Annotated in this window: 13 protein-coding genes and 1 pseudogene; 2 read left to right on the top strand and 12 right to left on the bottom strand. The window is 69.4% G+C overall.

The features are described from left to right. The 9 genes and pseudogenes from PUT80_RS22695 to PUT80_RS22655 form a co-directional block, all read right to left on the bottom strand. Positions 1-274, bottom strand: a pseudogene (locus PUT80_RS22695) (hypothetical protein); the annotation flags it as partial. 7 nt (positions 275-281) lie between these two features. Further along, positions 282-650, bottom strand: a complete 369-nt coding sequence (locus PUT80_RS22690) for a hypothetical protein (protein ID WP_081684814.1) — start codon at positions 648-650, stop codon at positions 282-284. A 235-nt stretch (positions 651-885) separates the two neighbouring features. Next, on the bottom strand, positions 886-1350 hold the full coding sequence (rplI, locus tag PUT80_RS22685; RefSeq protein ID WP_009085244.1) for a 50S ribosomal protein L9: 465 nt from the start codon (positions 1348-1350) through the stop codon (positions 886-888). A 14-nt stretch (positions 1351-1364) separates the two neighbouring features. After that, positions 1365-1613 (bottom strand): 30S ribosomal protein S18, encoded by a 249-nt coding sequence (rpsR, locus tag PUT80_RS22680; protein WP_009085242.1) that lies wholly within the window; start codon positions 1611-1613, stop codon positions 1365-1367. A gap of 34 nt (positions 1614-1647) precedes the next feature. Beyond that, a complete protein-coding gene (locus PUT80_RS22675; protein ID WP_275293357.1) occupies positions 1648-2172 on the bottom strand; it encodes a single-stranded DNA-binding protein in 525 nt (174 codons plus the stop codon). Positions 2173-2201: 29 nt separating this feature from the next. Then, positions 2202-2525, bottom strand: a complete 324-nt coding sequence (gene rpsF / locus PUT80_RS22670) for a 30S ribosomal protein S6 (protein ID WP_093572314.1) — start codon at positions 2523-2525, stop codon at positions 2202-2204. Between the two features lie 101 nt (positions 2526-2626). Further along, on the bottom strand, positions 2627-3547 hold the full coding sequence (locus PUT80_RS22665; protein WP_275293356.1) for a hypothetical protein: 921 nt from the start codon (positions 3545-3547) through the stop codon (positions 2627-2629). A gap of 79 nt (positions 3548-3626) precedes the next feature. Next, entirely contained in the window at positions 3627-4532 is a 906-nt protein-coding gene (locus tag PUT80_RS22660) for a hypothetical protein (RefSeq protein WP_275293355.1), read from the bottom strand. A gap of 166 nt (positions 4533-4698) precedes the next feature. Next, positions 4699-5526: a hypothetical protein gene (locus tag PUT80_RS22655; protein WP_037809071.1), complete on the bottom strand. Its 828-nt coding sequence runs from the start codon at positions 5524-5526 to the stop codon at positions 4699-4701. A gap of 103 nt (positions 5527-5629) precedes the next feature. On the opposite strand from PUT80_RS22655, the gene PUT80_RS22650 reads away from it, so the two are divergent. After that, positions 5630-6403 (top strand): deoxyribonuclease IV, encoded by a 774-nt coding sequence (locus PUT80_RS22650; protein WP_037809070.1) that lies wholly within the window; start codon positions 5630-5632, stop codon positions 6401-6403. A 58-nt stretch (positions 6404-6461) separates the two neighbouring features. Here the strand turns inward: PUT80_RS22650 and PUT80_RS22645 are convergent, their stop codons facing one another. Continuing rightward, complete coding sequence (locus tag PUT80_RS22645; RefSeq protein ID WP_275293354.1) at positions 6462-8027, bottom strand: glycosyltransferase 87 family protein; 1566 nt, start codon at positions 8025-8027, stop codon at positions 6462-6464. Positions 8028-8062: 35 nt separating this feature from the next. After that, positions 8063-9130: an ROK family transcriptional regulator gene (locus tag PUT80_RS22640; protein ID WP_275293353.1), complete on the bottom strand. Its 1068-nt coding sequence runs from the start codon at positions 9128-9130 to the stop codon at positions 8063-8065. 57 nt (positions 9131-9187) lie between these two features. Between PUT80_RS22640 and PUT80_RS22635 the strand changes: the two genes are divergently transcribed. After that, positions 9188-10246, top strand: coding sequence for a Gfo/Idh/MocA family oxidoreductase (locus PUT80_RS22635; protein ID WP_275293352.1), 1059 nt, complete (start codon positions 9188-9190; stop codon positions 10244-10246). A 65-nt stretch (positions 10247-10311) separates the two neighbouring features. On the opposite strand, the gene PUT80_RS22630 is transcribed toward PUT80_RS22635, so the two are convergent. Further along, entirely contained in the window at positions 10312-12858 is a 2547-nt protein-coding gene (locus PUT80_RS22630; protein ID WP_275293351.1) for a transglycosylase domain-containing protein, read from the bottom strand. Between the last annotated feature and the right edge of the window lie 263 nt (positions 12859-13121).

Here is a 13121-nt window from a genome sequence, read left to right as displayed (position 1 = left end):
CGTTCAACACGCCGGAGCTCTTCTCGCCGGGATACTTGAGACCGACCTGTGCTGCCTCCGCGGCGTTGAGCACGCTGCACGGATCGGCGAGCAAGTCCTTGGTAGGCAGAGGGGCCGGAACCTTGGGTCCCGAGCCGCCGCTGTCGGCCGGGCTGCTGGCCGGCGGCTGAGCAGTTCCTCCGGTCCCGCCGGTCTCACCGCCGCAGGCGGAGGCGGCGAGCAAGCCGATCGTGGCGACGGCAGCGGTGGCGAGTCGGACGGTGCGGTGCGGCATCTGGTGCTCAGACTCCCTTTGCCTGCTGGTTCAACGTGTCGCGGTTTTGCTGCTCCGAGACGGAGATCTTGTTCTTGGCGGCCCGCAGCGCGGTGATGAAGTTGGAGACGTAGTCACGCATGCGCTCGTGCTGCTTGAGCAGGGTCTCGCCGGATGGATTCGCGCCCTTGTTGACGAAGTCCTCGCTGGCGAACTCCTGAGCGGGAGGCTTCACGTTCTTGATGTTGTTCGCGTCGGCGAGATCGTCGTTCAGGTGGGCGAGCAAGTCTTCCCACTGCTTGATGACCGAGTCGACCTCGTCCTCGCTGAACTTGTACCCGCCGGCCGTTCCGTAGCCGCCGACCATGATCGGAGCGGGTGGTGGCACATCGGACATCCGGTTGACCCCCTTTGGCAACTCTCTCGCTCCCCAAACGGCGAGATCAGCACCTTGGATGGTAACGCACGGCACTTGGTTCCCGCTCCGCGTTCACGAATATGCGAAAGTGCCTCCGAGCTGCGGACTTAGGCCGTATCGCAGATCTCGAAGAGGTCACGAACCGCCCGGGGGACGGCCAGAAACGAAACCGCCCCCGGGACGATCTCCCGGGGGCGGTTTCGCGGAAAAGCCGTCAGTTCGCGGCCACAGCCTTGACCTCGAGGCGGAGGTCCACCTTGACGTTCGGGTGCAGGCGGGCGTTGACCGAGTGCTTGCCGACCGTCTTGATGTGGTCGCGCAGGTCGAGGACGCGCTTGTCGAGCAGCGGGCCTCCCTGGGCCTTGATCGCGTCGACGATCTCGCCGGCGGTGATCGAGCCGAAGAGCTTCTTCGAGCCCGCCGCGGCCTTGCCGGTCAGCTGGATCGCGCCGAGGCCCTCGAGGGTCGCCTTGATTTCCTTGGCGTGGTCGAGGTCGCGGATGCGGCGGGATTCCTGTGCGCGCTGGATCGTGCGCACGTTCTTCTCCGCGCCCTTGCTGGCCACGATCGCGTAACCGCGCGGCAGCAGGTAGTTGCGGGCGTAGCCGTCCTTGACCTCGACGATGTCGCCGGGGCCGCCGAGGTTCGCCACGTCCGTGGTGAGAATGATCTTCGCCATGACTAGTGCTCCCCTCAGCGCGCGGTGGACGTGTAGGGCAGCAGAGCCATCTCGCGCGAGTTCTTCACCGCGATGGCGATGTCGCGCTGGTGCTGGCTGCAGTTGCCGGTGACGCGACGGGCACGGATCTTGCCGCGGTCGGAAATGTACTTCCGCAGCAGGTTGGTGTCCTTGTAGTCGATCGTTTCCGGGCGGCCCTTCTTCTCGGCCTTGCAGAACACGCAGACCTTCTTCTTGGGCTTGCGAATGGGTGGCTTGGCCACTGTTGTACTCCTGGAATTCTAGAAAGAGATGAGATCAGAACGGGGGTTCGTCGGAGAAGCCTCCGCCGCCACCGCCCGCGGGCGGGGCCGAGCCCCACGGGTCGTCGGCGGGCGCGCTGTTGCCGCCGCCGCCGCGATTGCCGCCGCCTCCGTTGAAGCCGCCGCCTCCGCCGCCGAAGTCACCACCGCCACCGCGGCTGACCTTGTTGACCTTCGCCGTCGCGTAGCGCAGCGAGGGGCCGATCTCGTCGACCTCGAGCTCTACGACGGTGCGCTTCTCGCCTTCCTTGGTCTCGAAAGACCGCTGCTTCAGCCGCCCCTGCACCACCACGCGGGCGCCCCGCGTGAGCGACTCGGCGACGTTCTCCGCCGCCTGCCGCCAGATGTTGCAGCGCAGGAACAGCGCCTCGCCGTCCTTCCACTCGCCGCTCTGGCGGTCGAGGGTGCGCGGGGTGGACGCGACGGTGAAGTTCGCGACCGCCGCACCGGACGGGGTGAAGCGCAGCTCCGGGTCGGACGTCAGGTTCCCGACCACGGTGATGACGGTGTCTCCAGCCACGGATGGCGTCCCTTCGGATCGGGCTCGGATCAGGCCTTGGCGGGCGCGGGCTTGGCCGCGGCCTTGACCTCGCGGCGCATGACCTTGGTGCGCAGCACGGTTTCCTGCAGCGACAGCTGGCGGTCCAGTTCCTTGACGGCCTCGGCCGTCGAGTTCAGGTCCAGCAGCGCGTAGATGCCCTCGGCGTTCTTCTTGATCTCGTACGCCAAGCGACGGCGGCCCCACACGTCGACCTTCTCGACGCTTCCGCCCGAAGTGCGGATCACGTTGAGGAAGTTGTCCAGCGTGGGCGCGACCGTGCGCTCGTCGAGCGTCGGGTCCAGGATGACCATTACCTCGTAATGGCGTGACATAACCACTCACCTCCTATGGGCTCGCGGTCACGGCGGATCCGTGACAGGAGGGTTTGTCCAGGTAAGCGTACCCGGCGGGTCCGACAGTCCGGTGCGGCGGGTCAGCTGACGCGGCGCAGCACCCAGGTGCGGACGAGCCCGGCGGTGACGCCGGCCAGCACGATCACCGCGAGCAGCATCGGCAGCTGGACGTCCGAGGCGCCGCCCTGGCTCGCCAGCGCCTCGGCGTTGCCCGCGTTGCGGATGTCCGGGCCCTGCTGGCCCTGCGGGTCCTGTCCGGCCGACGGCTGCTGCGGCAGCGCGCCCGAACCGGGCAGCGAGCCGTACCGCGCGCCGGGCGCGATTGCGGTGCCCAGCACGCCGGGGTTGCCCGGGGTCGCGGTCGGGATGTTGCCGTAGTCGCGCGGCGGGGCGATCCCGGTCGAACCCGGCTGGTAGTCGCCGAGCGGGTTGCCGCCGCCGTTCTGCGCGGGCGCATTGCCGTTCGACTGGGTGCCGCCGTTCGACGGCGAGTTCGAGGACGACGGAGCCTGGTAGTTGTTCGCCACCGTGGTGAGCCCGCACGCGGACGCGACGCCGCTGCGGATCCCGTTCAGCACCTTGGTCTTGGTGTCGGGCAGCAGGCCGAGGCCCCACTCGTTCTTCAGCGCGTCTGAGACGACCTGGCCGATCGCGTCGCCGCTGATCGTGCCGCCCGCGGCGTTCGGGATCGCGCCGACCTGAAGGTTGCCCTTGTTCGCGATGTCGTTCGCCAGCGCGTCCGGCCAGACGGTGGCCAAGCGCCAGAAGTTGACCTGGTCCTTGGCCGACTGGCGGACGATCTCCTTGACCGCCGAACCGGGCACGACGACCGAATCGCCCATGCCGCCGGTGACCGAACCCTTGCACTGGTTCGCGAGCGTGGTCGCCGCGGACGCGGTGCCGGTGCCCAGGAACGCGCCGCCGGTGAAGAGGGCGGCGAGGGCGGTGACGGTGAGTGCTCGACGGGTTCGCTTCCAGGTGGGGATTTTCCGCACGAGCACTATCCTCCGGGGTCCGCGGGCATGGTTCGTCGCATCAGGAACAACGAATGGACTCCGGTAAAGATACTGGTGAGTTGGCTTAACTCGTAGCGGCCATTCGGCGGAGCACCCAGGTGCGGACCAGGCCCGCGCTGACTCCGGAAAGTGCCAAAACTGCCACCAGAACTGGCCAGTCCAACCCGTTCGTGTGGTTGCCGCCGGTGCCGGGCAATGCCTGGGCGTTACCCGCGTTCTGGATGGTGCGGTCGCCGCCGTTCGAGCCGTCCGGGTTGGAAATGCCGTATTGCGGCGCGTAACCCGGGATTTGGCTGCCGTAGCGCAGCGACGGCGACGGGCTGAACAATCCGGCCATCGCCATCGGGATGCCGCTGTAATCGCGCATCGGCGCGTATCCGGTGTTGTAGCCGTACGACAAATCGCTGAAGTTCGGCAGGAAGGCCGAGAACGGCGCGGCCCCGCCGCCCGCTCCGCCGTAATCGCCGAGCACCGGGCTGGTCGAGCCCGGCATCTGGGACTGCTGACCTGGCGATCCGCCCTGCTGCGGGCTGCCGCTGTTCCCGCCGGACGACGGCGGTTGCTGCGGGTTCGGGCCCGGGTTCTGCTTGCCCGGCTGGCCGCCGGTGAGGCCCTGGCCGACGGCGGCGACGCCCTGCTGCACCGCGGCCGTGCCGCCCGCGACCGCGCCGTTGACCGCGCTCGCGGCGGGCGCGCCGATCACCGGGACCGGCGAGACGACGGTGTTGACCACGTTCACCGTGACCTTGCAGACCGTGCCGAGGACCGTGTTGACGGTGCCGGTGAGCACGCCCGAGACCTGGCCGACGATGCCGAGGTCGACCGGGAGCCCGAGAAGGGTGCCCTGGACGTGGTCGCCCGGCTTCGCGGTGATGGTGGAGCCGCATGGTGCGGTCAAAGTGTCCGCCGACGCGGTTCCTGGTGCGGCGAGCGCGGCCGAGCCGGCCAGGACGAAAGCGGCGGCGCCCACTGCGGTGGCCCTCCGTGCCCGGTGCTGCTGCATGGCCGTCGACCCTTTCGCCGCGTCCGTTGTACCTGCCTTGCTGTGGACAACGACGGTAACGAAGACGAGTAACGCCCGCCTCCCCTCCGAGGTCAGGCATTCGGGTGGAAGCGGGCGCTACTCAGGGTAAGAGTCAGGCGGGCTTGCGCCGCAGCCACGCGCGCACCAGCGCGGCGGCCACCAGCGCGAGCGCGAGCACTGCGATCAGCAGCGGCAGCCGGGCGGGCGGGTTGGCCGCGGGCAGCGCCTCGGCGGTGCCGGACTTCTTCGCGTCGACGGTCGGTACCTGGTCCTGCGGCAGCTGGCCGGGCACGACCTGGGTGACGATCGGGGCCTGCACGAAACTCGCCGGGAGCATCGCGGCCCCGGTGAAGATGCCGGACACCGAGTCGAGGCCGGACAGGTCGCCGCTGACCGACGTCACCGGGCCGAGCGTGTCGCCGCCGGGGACGGGCTGGCCAGGGCCGCCGGGGCCGGGAGCCGGGGACGGCGGGTTCGGCGTGGGGTTCGGCGGCTTGGGGCTCGGCGGCGGGCTGGGAAGCGGGGTTCCCGGAAGTCCGCCGACCAGTCCCTGGGTCGCGTTGCCGACGCCGTTCCCCGCGGCCTGCACGAACGGGCAGGTGTCCTTCGCGGCCGTCTCGCCAACGACGGGGGCCTCGCCGACACCCAGCGCGCGCACGGTGTCGCCGACCGGGAGGTTGAGCAACGTGTTGTTGCCGTCGGTCTGCTTCGCCTTCGAATCGAGGCCGACGGTCAGCCGGTTCGGCGCGTTGAGCGGGGCGCCCGCGTCGAGCGCGAGGCCGGTGCCGTCCTTGCCGTTCTGCAGGGTGGATTCGCAGTCGCCGGTCACTGTCGGGCTCGGGTCCGCGGACGCGGTGGCGGGAAAGGCCAGGACCGCCGACAGCAGCGGCGCCGCGAGCGCGACTCCCAGCGAAATCGTCCGTCCAGCGCGTTTCCGCATGTCTTTCCTCCCCCGACTGGATCACGGAACGCGCTCACGGTACTCCACGAGCGTCACCAACTCGGGCCGAAGGGGGAGATTCGCCCGGTAGTAGCGTCAGGGCATGCAGATTGGCGCCCATGTCCGCGACGACGATCCGCTGGCCGCCGTCGCCGAGCGAGAAGCCGACGTCGTCCAGTTCTTCCTCTCCGACCCGCAGGGGTGGAAGGCACCGAAACCGCATCCGCACGGCGAGGAGATCAAGGCCTCCCCGGTCGAGGTGTTCATCCACGCGCCGTACCTGATCAACGTCGCGTCCAAGAACAACCGGATCCGCATCCCGTCCCGCAAGAACGTCACCCAGCACGCCGACGGGGCCGCCGCGATCGGCGCGAAGGGCCTGATCGTGCACGGCGGGCACGTTGGCGCGGGCGACGACGTCGAGGAGGGCTTGGTCAACTGGCGCAAGCTTTTCGAGCGCGAAGCGGAAAAGGGCGGCTTCGCGGTGCCGATCCTGATCGAGAACACCGCGGGCGGCGACAACGCGATGACCCGCGAACTCGACGTGATCGCCCGGCTGTGGGACAAGGTCGGCGAGTTCGGCGCGGGCTTCTGCCTCGACACCTGCCACGCCTACGCGGCGGGCTGGGATCTCGCGACCGCGGTGGAGAAGGTCAAGGCCATCACCGGCCGGATCGACCTGGTGCACTGCAACAACTCCCGCGACGAGCACGGTTCCAACCGCGACCGGCACGCGTCGGTGGTCGACGGCGACGGCACGATCGAACCGGAACTACTCGCCGAGGTCGTGCGCCAGGCGGGTGCGCCGGTGGTCGTCGAAACGCCGGGCGAAGGCCAGGCCGCCGACATCGCGTACCTGCGCAAACAACTCGCCTGAGCGGCCGTGAAGGACTCCTTGAGGGAATCAGGTTCCCGGAAGGAGTCCTTCACGGACTTCAGGAGACGGGTTGCTCGGCGCGGGAGCGGCGGAAGGACGCGAAGGTGACCTTGTCGCGGGCCCGTTCCAGCACGCCGCCCGCCGGGTCGTCGTCGCCGGAGAGCCGGACCAGGTCGGTGCGCGGCCGGTAGATCTCGCGGAGCACCAGCACGCACAGCCCGACGACGGCCAGGTCGCGGATGACCACGCCGCCGAGGAACCAGCCCGCGGGCAGTCCTTTGTGGTCGACGCCGAGGTAATAGAACATCCGGGGCGCCCACACCGCCGCGTCGATGACCATCCATGCCAGCAGCGGCCGCCAGCGCGGGATCGCCAGCACCGCCAGCGGGACGAGCCACAGCGAGTACTGCGGGCTCCACACCTTGTTCGTCAGCAGGAACGCCGCCACGACAAGGAAAGCCAGCTGCCCGAACCGCGGCCGGCGCGGCGCGGTGAGCGCGACGTACGCGATTCCCGCGCAGCAAGCCAGGAACAGCACCGCGACCACGATGTTCAGCACGGTCGGCGACTGTCCTTTTTGGAGCACGCCGTCGAAGCCCGCCCAGCCGGTGGCGTAGGAGACCACGTTGTAGAGCGAATCCGGGTCCATCGGGCGCAACGTGTTGAGCCGGAAGAACTCCCACCAGCCGCGCGGCGCGGCCACGATGAACGGGACGTTCACCACCAGCCAGGCCAGCGCGGTGAACGCCGCGGTCCGGCTCCACGCGCGCAGTTTCCCGGCGCGCAGGCACAACAGGAACAGCACGCCGAGCAGCAGCAGCGGATACAGCTTGGTGGCGACGCCGAGTCCGAACAGGACTCCGGCGACCTCCGGGCGTTTTCGCGACCACGCCAGGATCCCGGCGGCGGTGGCCGCGGTGGCGAGCGCGTCGAAGTTCGTGAAGGTATGGACCAGTACCAGCGGCGAGATCGCGACGAGCACCGCGTCCCACGGCCTGCGTTTCGTCGTCCGCCCGGTGGCCCACACGGTGACCAGCCAGGCGAGCGCGAGCCAGAACGCGGAGATGTTGAAGTAGATCGCCACCGGCAGCGCGCCGGGCAGCCAGCCCGCGTTCGCGACCGAGGTCCAGCCCGCCGCGAGTTTCGCGTTGATCCACTGGAACAGGCCGGTGACCACCGGGTATTCCATGTACCGGGTCTGGTTCTCCGCGGTCTGCGAATCCTCCTGCCACGACGTGACGTAGGGGAAGGTGCGCGCGTCGTCGAGCTTTTCCGAGCTGTAGAGCGGGACGATGTCGGAGTAGCACATCGCGACGAACGGACGGCCGGAGCGCCAGTCGAGCTGGTGCACGCCGTTGGAGTCGCTGTACTGCTGAATGCACGAGGCTTTGCCGAACCAGCACACCACGAGCGCGAGCACGGCCATCGCGAGCCCGACCCGCTGCGGCGACCAGAACCACTGCCTGCCGACCGCCGCGTGCTCGCCGAGCGGACCGCCGACGGGTCTCGTCGCCGCGGCCACCAGCGGGTCGTGCCGGCTGGGGGCGATCCGCTCCGCCGGGGTCAGCGTGCGGGGAGCCGAATCCGGCTCTTCGGCGGCGGCGGGCTGGGAGACGCGGGACACGTCGGGATGCTATCGGTCCGCGGGTGGGGTGCCGGTCATTTCGGATCCTCGTAAAACCCGGCAAGCACCTCGAAAGCGGCACCGAGGGCTACTGCCTCCTCGTCGAGGTCGCTCAATTCGACGTCGATGCGCTGCCAGTACGGCACCGGCAGCAGATCGCGCAGCTGTTGCGAGACCGTTTCGCGGTAGACCTCGGGCGCGCCGCGGACCGTCCGTCCGAACAGGACGATCCGTTCCAAATCGAGCACCTGCACCAGGTCGGCGAGCCCGATGCCGAGCAGCCGGGCGGCGTCGTGCGGGGTTCCGGCGGCGCGGTGCATGACCTCGACGCAGCCGCGGCGTCCGCAGGCGCAGCGCGGTCCGGCGTAGGCGATGGTGGTGTGGCCGAACTCACCAGCGTTGGTGCGCGGGCCTCGGTAGACGCGTCCGTCGATCAGCAGGCCGACCCCGATTCCGGTGCCGACCAGGACCACTGCGGTGGCGGCTGAGGTTTCCTCCGGCCAAGCGTGCGCGAAGGCGGCGGAGTTGGTGTTTTTGTCCAGCGTGACCTGCAGACCGGTGCGTTCGGCGAGCAGATCGCGCAGCGGGACGTCGTGCCAGCCGGGCATGTTCGTGGCGTCGCGGACGCGGCCCGCGTGGTGGTCGAGCGGTCCCACCGCGCCGACGCCGAGCCCGAGCACGCGCGCCGGATCGACGTCGGTGACCAGTTTGCGAACGGCGTCGGCGATCGCGGTCACCGCGACTTCCGGGCCGAAGCCGATTGGCAGCGGGCCCTCCACGATCTCCTCGACCTCACCGGTCAGACCGGTGCGCAGCACGAGAAAGCCGTCGCGGTCGAGTTGTGCGCCGAGTGCGCAGCGGGCTTCCGCGCGCAGCCGCAGCATCGTGCGCGGTTTGCCGACCCCGGCCGCGGGTGCGCGTTCGACGTCCAGCAGCCCTTCCGGAAGCAGGTCGGACACGATTTTCGACACTGCCTGCTGGGTCAGCCCGGACCGCTGCGCCAGTTCGACCCGGCTCAGCCCGCCCGCGCGCAGGATGTGCCCGAGCAGCAGCGCGCGGTTGTGGCGTCGCAGCCCGCGCAGGTTGACGCCGGTTTCCGCCATCGGCCGATCATCGCGGACGGGTGGCCTATTACGCAACAGTGTTGTTTAATAGGGGCCATGGCTGATGACGCGCGGGTCGGCATCCTCGGATACGGGATCGGCGGCCGGGTTTTCCACGCGCCGCTGGTCGCGGCGACCCCCGGCCTGGTCCCGGCCGTGCTGGTGACCGGGAACCCGGACCGGGCCGCCCAGGCGCGCGCCGACTACCCGGGTGCCGAAGTGGTCCCGGACGCGGACGAACTTTTCGCCCGCGCGGGTGACCTCGACCTGGTCGTGGTGACCACGCCGAACCGCACGCACGTGCCGCTCGCCCTCCGCGCGATCGAGGCCGGGCTTCCGGTGGTCGTGGACAAGCCGTTCGCGCCGACCGCGGCGGAAGCACAGCAGGTCGTCGACGCGGCGAAAGCCAAGAACGTCGGTCTCACGGTCTTCCAGAACCGCCGCTGGGACTCGGATTTCCGGACCGTCGGCAAGGTGCTCGAATCCGGTCGCCTCGGCACCGTCTTCCGCTTCGAATCCCGCTACGACCGCTGGGTGCCGAAGATCAAGGACAACTGGCGCGAGTTCGGCGACCCGGCCGAGGCGGGCGGTCTGCTTTACGACCTCGGCGCGCACATCGTCGACCAGGCGCTGCAGTTGTTCGGCCCGGTCGCCCAGGTGTACGCGGAGGTGGATCGCCGCCGCCCCGGCGTCCAGGTGGACGACGACGTGTTCGTGGCTCTGCGCCACGCGAACGGCGTGCGGTCGCACCTGTGGTCGTCCGCGCTCGCGGGCACTCGCAACCCGCGTTTCCGCGTGCTCGGCGATCAGGCGACGTTCACGAAATACGGCCTCGATGTCCAGGAACCGCAGATCAAAGCCGGTCTCCGCCCCGGCGACGACGGCTGGGGCGTGGAGCCGGAAAGCGACGCCGGCCTGCTCGGAGTGAACGACGAAACCGAAGCGGTGCCGACCGAAACCGGTTGCTACGAAGCGTTTTACGCCCAGGTCCGGGACGCGCTGCGCGGCGAGGCGGACTTCCCGGTGGCCCCGGCGAGCGCGGTCGAGACTTTGCGCGTGATCGAAGCCGCGCACCGCTCGGGCGCCGAAGGACGCGTGATCACAATCGGCGGCTGAGGCCGCCCTCCGAACGGCCGTGGCCGCGACGGCCTCCCCCCACCGTCGCGGCCACGGCCTTTTCCTTACTCCTGCGGCGGATCCTGGCCGGTCGACGGTCCGCCGGCAGGCGGGTTGTGCGTCGACGACGGCTTGCCCGACGGCCAGTGCGGGAGCCCGCTCGGCCAATGCGGCTGGCTGGGCCCGCCGGAGATCGGCCCGCCGTGGTCGTTGCCGTCGCCGCCCGGGTCCGGCTGGTTGCTGTTGGTCTGCTGCGGCGGATGCTCGTCGCCCGCGTTCTCGTCCCCCTGCGGCGGCGGGGCCTGCGCGCCGATCAGCTGCACCTGGTCGAACTTCTCCGCAGGCTTGCCCTTCAGGTATCCGTCGAGGAACTTCTGCCACATCGGACCCGCGATCGTCGAACCGTAGATCGGCGACGTGCCCGAACCGTGCAGTGCCTGGTCGCCGTCCGCGCCGACCCACGCCGCGACCGAGACCGACGGCGTGTAGCCGACCATCCAGGTCTGCGCGTTCGCGTTCGCCGCCCACGCCGGTTCGCCCGCTCGCTTCGTGTGCTGCTGGGTACCGGTCTTGCCGGCGCATTCGTGGCCGGACGGGCACTTCAGGTGCGAGAAGTCGATCACCGGACCCAGCGCCATGGTCACGTTGCCCGCGATCTGCTTGGCCTTGTCCGCGCTGCTGTCGAACGCCGGCTTGCCCGCGCTCGGCTGCGCCTCATAGGCGACCTCCTTCTGAGAGTTGGTCACCTTCAGCACGAAGTGCCGGTCGCGCTGGATGCCGTTGGCCGCGAACGTCGCGTACGCGCTGGCCATGTCCGCGGGCGTGATCTGGGTGTTCCCGCCGCCGAGCGCGATGTTGGCGTCCGCGGTGGAGATCAGCGACTGGCCGCCGTTGTCCTTGGTCTTGACGCCCGCTTCCTGCGCGGCCTGCCCGACCGGGCCCGGATGCGTCTCGTTCAGCACCATGTCGTAGAACACCGTGTTCGCCGACCGTTTCATCGCCTCGGCGACCGTGCACTGCCCGGAGCAGCTGGAGCTGGGACCCGCGTTGCGCACGACGCGGCCGTCGAAGACCCGGTTGTTGCTGCCGTCGAACGTCGAGTTGATGCCCTTGCCCATCTTCAGGAACGCGGTGAGGTCGAACGCCTTCATCGACGAACCGGGGTTCTGCGGCGTGTTCGCCCAGTCGCGAGCGCCCTGCTTCTTCCCGTTCACCTCGATGGTCGCCGGCCCGCCGTAGTACGCGAGCACCCCGCCGGTCTTCGGATCGACCGCCACCAGCGAATCGAGCAGCCGGTCGTCGGACTGGTCCTTCAGCGCGTCGGTCGCCGTCTGGGTCGCGACCTCCTGGGCGTGCTTGTCGATGGTGGTCTGGACCGTGTAGCCGCCCGAGTAGTACTTGTCGTCGTCGATGCCGTGCTGCGCCAGTTCGGCCTTCACCTGGGTGACGACGAACTTGTAGGGCGCGTTCGCGTCGTCCTTCGACTCCTCCAGCGGGATCACGTCCGGGAACTTCGCCGACTGCCGCTGCTGCGCGGTGATGTACTTGTTCTCGAGCATCCGGTCGAGCGCGGTGTTCCAGCGGCCTTGGGCCACCTTCGGGTTCTCCGAACGGCCCGGCTGCTGGATCAGCCCGGCGAGCAGCGCCGCCTCGGAGTAGTCCAGCTTGGAAACGTCCTTGTGGAAGAAGGCCTGCGACGCCGCGCCGATGCCGTACGCCCCGCGCCCGAAGTAAATGATGTTCAGGTACGCGGTGATGATGTCCTGTTTCTCGTACGTCTGGTTCATCTTGAAGGACTTCGCCAGCTCGGTCCATTTACGGGTGAGCGTCGGGGCGTCGTTGTCGGTGGCCTTCTTGATGTACTGCTGCGAGATCGTGGACCCGCCGCCCGCCTTGCCGGTGAGCTGGTTGAACGCCGCGCGGAGCAGACCGGTGACGTCGAAGCCGGAGTTGGTCTCGAACGTGGAGTCCTCGGTCGCGATCACCGCGTGCTTCACCACGTCTGGGATCTGCGCCGGGGTGAGGATCTGCCGGTTGCCGCCGGGAGGCACGTCCTTGCCCATCGGGCTGCCGTCGGCGTAGAGGTAGGTCACGGCCTGGTTCTGGCCCTGCGCGATGCTCTGCGGCGAGGGCACGTCGACACTGAAGTAGGTGATCACGAACGCGATCGCCGGGATCACGATGAAGATGCCGACGAACGCGTACGCACAGCGCCGGATGATCTTCCAGCGTCTCTTTTTGCGCTGCGCGGGCGTGCGGCCCTTCTTGTCCAGGTCTTCCGCCGGATACCCGTCGTCCGGGTCGAGCGGACCCTCGTCGCGGTACTCCGCGTCCCGGTAACCGTCGTTGCGATAGCCCGGATCGCGGTAATCGTCCTCGATCATCCGGTGGGTCATCAGCTCCGGCTCGCGCTGCGGCGGCGGAACCGGGCGGCGGCCGGGAGGCGGCGGACGGCGGCCGGGCGGCGGCGGAGAACCCGCCGGGCCGGTCGGGCCGGCGGCGGGCCGCTGCGGGCCGCGCGCCCACGGCGGCGGTCCGGGCTGGGACGGAGGTGGTTGACGCCGCGGGTCGGGATCCCGGTCGGGCCAGGAGCGGCTGCGGTCGTCGTTCACTGCGGATCCTCTTCTCGGACACGGGCAGCCTGCGGACGCAGAAGGCCCTCTGATGACCAGACGCGGCAACCCCGGTCGAGGTTCACTCTCCTGGCCGATCCCCTTCGCGGGGGAGGAGACCGTCGGTGAACCTACCGCACCCCCAGCCGGGCGGTACCGGCAAAAAGAGGCTCCTCTCCGCGGTGGAGAGGAGCCTCTTTTACTAATCCGACCAAAAGTAGGCCGACCCCGCAGCGGCACGTAACCGTTGCAGCGAAGTCATT

This window comes from Amycolatopsis sp. La24 (assembly GCF_029087445.1).
In the GTDB taxonomy this organism is placed as follows: domain Bacteria; phylum Actinomycetota; class Actinomycetes; order Mycobacteriales; family Pseudonocardiaceae; genus Amycolatopsis; species Amycolatopsis nivea.
Note: the sequence above shows the minus strand (reverse complement) of the source record. Positions and strands in the feature narration are given on the sequence as shown.

Coding starts and splice junctions, on each gene's coding strand:
- PUT80_RS22690 (WP_081684814.1), bottom strand. CDS start 650: ATGTCCGATGTGCCACCACCCGCTCCGATCATGGTCGGCGGCTACGGA.
- rplI (WP_009085244.1), bottom strand. CDS start 1,350: ATGGCGAAGATCATTCTCACCACGGACGTGGCGAACCTCGGCGGCCCC.
- rpsF (WP_093572314.1), bottom strand. CDS start 2,525: ATGTCACGCCATTACGAGGTAATGGTCATCCTGGACCCGACGCTCGAC.
- PUT80_RS22655 (WP_037809071.1), bottom strand. CDS start 5,526: ATGCGGAAACGCGCTGGACGGACGATTTCGCTGGGAGTCGCGCTCGCG.
- PUT80_RS22650 (WP_037809070.1), top strand. CDS start 5,630: ATGCAGATTGGCGCCCATGTCCGCGACGACGATCCGCTGGCCGCCGTC.
- PUT80_RS22640 (WP_275293353.1), bottom strand. CDS start 9,130: ATGGCGGAAACCGGCGTCAACCTGCGCGGGCTGCGACGCCACAACCGC.
- PUT80_RS22635 (WP_275293352.1), top strand. CDS start 9,188: ATGGCTGATGACGCGCGGGTCGGCATCCTCGGATACGGGATCGGCGGC.